The 840-nt window shown below is 42.6% G+C and carries 1 protein-coding gene and 1 pseudogene; both read left to right on the top strand.

What is annotated here, in order from left to right; all coding sequences use genetic code 11:
• Positions 1-192: 192 nt before the first annotated feature.
• On the top strand, positions 193-534 hold the full coding sequence (locus tag GY937_09220) for a hypothetical protein (protein ID MCP5056890.1): 342 nt from the start codon (positions 193-195) through the stop codon (positions 532-534).
• Positions 535-546: 12 nt separating this feature from the next.
• Positions 547-648 (top strand): annotated as a pseudogene (locus GY937_09225) (methyl-CpG-binding protein).
• Positions 649-840: the final 192 nt, after the last annotated feature.

Consider the following 840-nt stretch of genomic DNA (forward strand, 5'->3'; position numbering starts at 1 on the left):
ATGGGGGTAAAGATGAACATTAACATAGACGAATGGCACAAAGAGTACCAGCGCATATTAGTTGATGAAGTCGGCATGTCTAAAAAAGAGGCTAATTTACATTTACAAAAAGCTGCGGACTTCGATTATGGATATAGTCCGCTTTTCTATATCACGGAAGAGGGGCTGTTAAAAAGTTAAGAAAGGTAAAACATGAAAAGAACAATAGAAGTGTCGGAAGATACTTACCAAAAGATAAAAGAACAGTTTTCGGAAGTGGAAGTTTTAGACATAAACAGTTTGGGTGATATGGTGGGGAAATCTTTTTTCTTTCGCACAGTTACCTATCACCAGGTGGGGAGGGTTGTTAAGGTTGTTGGCAATTTGGTTCAGCTTGAAGAAGCTTCGTGGGTTGCTGATAGTGGGCGATTTATGCAAGCAATTAAAGAGGGAAAATTAAACGAGGTAGAGCCAGTGGGATCAATGTTTGTAAGCATGGCCGCGGTTGTTGATATTTGCCCTTGGAACCATCCTTTGCCAAAGGAGCAAATATGATTGCTTTTAATTATCAGTGGCCGGGGTCGTGGTTGTGGTCGTGGTCGGGGTCGGGGTCGTGGTCGGGGTCGTGGTCGAGGTCGTGGTCGGGGTCGAGGTCGGGTTCGAGGTCGGGTTCGGGAGGCCCTTAAGAAGATGAATGCCGCTAAGGTATCAATGCCGTTGTTTATCGAGAAAGGTATCAACCGAAAAACCCATAAGGTTAACAGGTATTATATTAGTTGGAATAATTATCACAATTGGCATTTTCAGTTACGCAATAATTTAAAAATCGCGTATAAAGATATAATGGCTCCAAAGGTTGAA

It is taken from the genome of bacterium, from assembly GCA_024228115.1.
Lineage (GTDB): Bacteria > Myxococcota_A > UBA9160 > UBA9160 > UBA6930.

What these genes read in the sequence shown, in the direction of transcription:
- GY937_09220 (MCP5056890.1), top strand. Translation starts at nt 193, where the DNA reads ATGAAAAGAACAATAGAAGTGTCGGAAGATACTTACCAAAAGATAAAA.